This window comes from Actinoplanes sp. NPDC048791 (assembly GCF_040650095.1).
Lineage (GTDB): Bacteria > Actinomycetota > Actinomycetes > Mycobacteriales > Micromonosporaceae > Actinoplanes.
The window spans coordinates 1-3,340 of record NZ_JBEZGQ010000919.1 but is presented as its reverse complement, the minus strand read 5'-3'; the positions used below and the strand labels follow the sequence as shown (position 1 = coordinate 3,340).

Sequence of the window (3,340 nt, the reverse complement as noted above, 5' to 3'; positions counted from 1 at the left end):
CCGTGGCCGGGCGCGACCGGATCGGCCCGCACCACCAGGTCCGGGGCGCCGGCGCCGCAGCCGGCGAACTCCGCCGGTACGCCGTCCAGCCGCCACTGGCGCACCAGCACGGCCTCGTCGGCCTTGGGTAGCGCGGCGGGGAACAACTCCGGCTCGCTGCCCAGCTTTACCGCCCGCTGGAACCGGGTCACCGCCACACAGGCCGCCTCGCGGAACGCCGCGTCGTGGCCGTGCCGCGGGTCCAGGTGGCCGAAGCCGAGGTGCAGCAGGCAGTGCGCCAGCACCCAGGTCCACTGTGCCTGGTCGAGACGCCGGCCGCGGTTGGCCCGGATCCGGCCGTCGGTCGACACCTCGGCGTATCCCAGGTCCGAGCTGTCCACCAGCACCGCGCCGGCGCTGGGCCGCGGCCACGCATTCGCGGTCAGCGGGCGGAACATCGGGTGCGCCGACAACTCCTGCCACGCCGCCGCGAAGGCCAGCGCGTTCGGGTCCGGCAGCGTCTGCTTGGCCATCTCAGGCGCGGGCCGCGACCAGGCGCGGCAGGTCGCGGCTCACCTCGACCAGGAACCAGGCGGGCAGCACCGGGGCGCCGTCGGCGTCGGCGGCGATCACCAGCCGGCCGCACTCGAGGGACAGCTCGGCCAGCTCCACGAGCAGACCCTTGGCCCGGTGGGCGAAACGGCGTACCGCGGCGGGCGCCTTGTCCTTGTCGGCCGGCAGATCCTTGATCAGCCGGGCCCGGAAGGTCTCGGCGAGGAAGTACAGCAGGTCCCGGTCGTCGTTGCCCTGCGGCCAGCCCGCGTCGCCGCGCAGGATGGCCTCCAGGCCGTAGCGGTGGCGCACGACCTTGAGGTAGCCGCAGAAGGCCGCCGCGTGCGCCGGGCTCAGCGTGCCGGCCGCCAGCAGGCGCAGCGTCTCCTCGGCGATGTCGTCGCCGTAGGAGCGCAGCGCGTCGCTGAGCATGTGCCAGCTGCGCGGGGTGGAGAAGACCTCCTCGGTCTTGGGCGGTGCGGCCCACAGGTGGTCCGGGCGCTCGTCCAGGTACGCCAGGATCCACGGGTGGATGCCGGCGCCCAGCGCCCAGTTGAGCCAGTCGGTGTGCGAGGCCCGCAGGTGGACGTGGACCAGGCGGTTGATCAGCGCCGAGGCCATCGGCCGGGCCAGCGCGTTGTCGCCGGCCCGATTGCCGGCACCGATCACGATCGAGCCGGCCGGCAGCTCGTACCCGCCGATCCGGCGGTCCAGGATCAGCGAGTAGAACGCCTTCTGCACCTCCGGGCTGGACGAGTTGAGCTCGTCCAGGAAGAGGCAGTACGGCTCGTCGCGGGCGATCGACTCCGGCGGCGCGAAGCGGCTGCGGCCGTCGTGCAGCTCGGGCACGCCGATCAGGTCCTCGGCGGCGAGCTGGGTGCCGACCAGCGTGACGCAGTCCAGCCCGAGCGACTCGGCGAACGCGCGCACCAGCGAGCTCTTGCCGATGCCCGGCGCGCCCCACACGAAGACCGGCCGCACGACCGCCACATGGAGCAGCAGGTCGGGCAGCTGGGCCGGGGTCACCGTGACAGCGGAGTGCACGCCGGGAAGTGTGCTCCGCCGCCCGCCGCGGGCGCACGCGAATAATCGATCAGCGCGCCCGCGGCGGCAGCGGTCACTTCAGGTAGACGATGCCGTCCGTGGTGACCTTCGGGCGGCCCTTGGTGCCGACCACGACGATCTTCACGGTGTGCTTCTTGGCGCTGGTCCACGACTTGGTCCAGACGGCCTGGCGGTACGTGTTCTTGCTCGCCCGCAGATCGATCGTGCCGACCTTCTTGCCGTCGAGGTAGACGTACGCCTGGCCCGCCGTCTTGCCCTTCATCGCCAGCAGCGCCACCGAGCGACCGGTGAAGCTCCAGCTCAGCGCGGCCTTCTTGGTGGAGCTGGCCAGCGCCGCCTTGCCGAGGTGGGCGCTGCCCGACGCCTTGGCCCACTTGCCGGAGCGACCGGCCTTGGTCTCGGCCACCAGCACGGGGGTGCGGGTCACCGGGGCGGTGGCCACGTTGGCGGCGAGGTCGGTGGCCTGCAGGCGCCAGGTGGTCGCCGCGCCGGGCCGGGCTGTGGTGTTCCAGCTGCGGGCACTGGTGGCTAACGTGGTGCGGCCGGGCGCGGTGAGCTGCACGGCGGACAGCCCGACGGCGTCGGCCGCCTGCCACTTGAGGGTCACCGGCGCGGCGGTGGGATTGACCGTGCCGGTGCGCAGCACCACGTCCGGCCGCCCGGGGAACGTGGGCTTGGTGAGGTCGGCGATGACCGTGCGGGTGTCGCTCACCGACGTCGGCCCGCCGACCCGGTTCATCTGCACCTGCACGGTGTGCCGGCCGGCGGCCAGCTTCACGGTGGCGGACCGGGCGGCCGCGGTGGCGCTGCCGGCCGTACGGCCGTCGACGCGCACGTCGAAGCCGCCGATCTCGCCACCGGGCGTGCTGACGGACCAGGAGACCGTGAGGCTGTCGCGGACCACGCCCTTGCGGCCGCTGAAACCGGTGATCTTCAGCCCGGAGAGCACGCCGGCGGCCTCGGTGCGCAGCGCGGGAAGCTTGCCGTAGAGGGTGTTGCCGGGGCACTCGGTCGCCTGGACGTCGCGGTGCCCGGCGATCCGGCCCATGGTGACCTTGTCGCCGGTCTTGACCTTGTCGTTGCTGCCCTGCGCGATGGTGGTGAACTGGGCGAGCGGGTCGTGACCGTACCTGCCGAGCTTGAACGCCGCCAGCTGCGCGATCTTGGTGGTGACCGAGGCGGGCACGGCGGTGGTGCCGTACTCACCGAGGACGGCGACGGCGGCGTAGTTGGTGTTGAACGGCGGCGTGTGCGCCCCGACGACCGGCTTGTCCACGCCACCCTTGCGGCCCTCGTAGAGCGTGCCGCACTTGTCGACCAGGAAGTTGTATTCCATGTCGTTGAGGCCCTTGCCCGTCACCGCGTACGTGTAGATGCTGCGGATCACCTTGCCGGCGTCGGCGCACGTGTAGTCGTTGGACCGGCTGCCGCTCTGCGCGGTGTGGTGCACGAAGAGGGCGTTGATCGTGGTGCCGTACACCGGGGCGTCCTTGACCAGCGTCTCGTCGGCGCTCCAGCCCTTGCGGCTCACGTAGGCCGGCATCGCGCTCTGCGCCGGGACGGTGGGCACCGGGGTGGCGGCCGTCGTCGTCGGCGGAGCGGCCGTGGTGGTCGCCGGGGCCGAGGGGGTGGCACTGGTCGAGCTCTCGTCGGTGGGGTCGGGCTGCGCCGGCGGCTGCTCGGGCTCGGGCTCCGGGTCGGGCAGCGGCTCCGTGCCGGTGGCCGGCGGGTCGGCCGGCGTGGA

At 73.0% G+C, this 3,340-nt stretch carries 2 protein-coding genes and 1 pseudogene; all 3 read right to left on the bottom strand.

What is annotated here, in order from left to right:
- Positions 1–512: pseudogene (locus AB0C29_RS39720) on the bottom strand (hypothetical protein); the annotation flags it as partial.
- A 1-nt stretch (position 513) separates the two neighbouring features.
- Positions 514–1,557 carry a MoxR family ATPase gene (locus AB0C29_RS39715; protein ID WP_360831919.1) on the bottom strand — a complete coding sequence of 348 codons (1,044 nt, stop codon included), beginning with the start codon at positions 1,555–1,557 and terminating at the stop codon, positions 514–516.
- A gap of 91 nt (positions 1,558–1,648) precedes the next feature.
- The coding region (locus AB0C29_RS39710) for an N-acetylmuramoyl-L-alanine amidase (RefSeq protein WP_360831917.1) at positions 1,649–3,340 on the bottom strand (1,692 nt) is incomplete at its 5' end.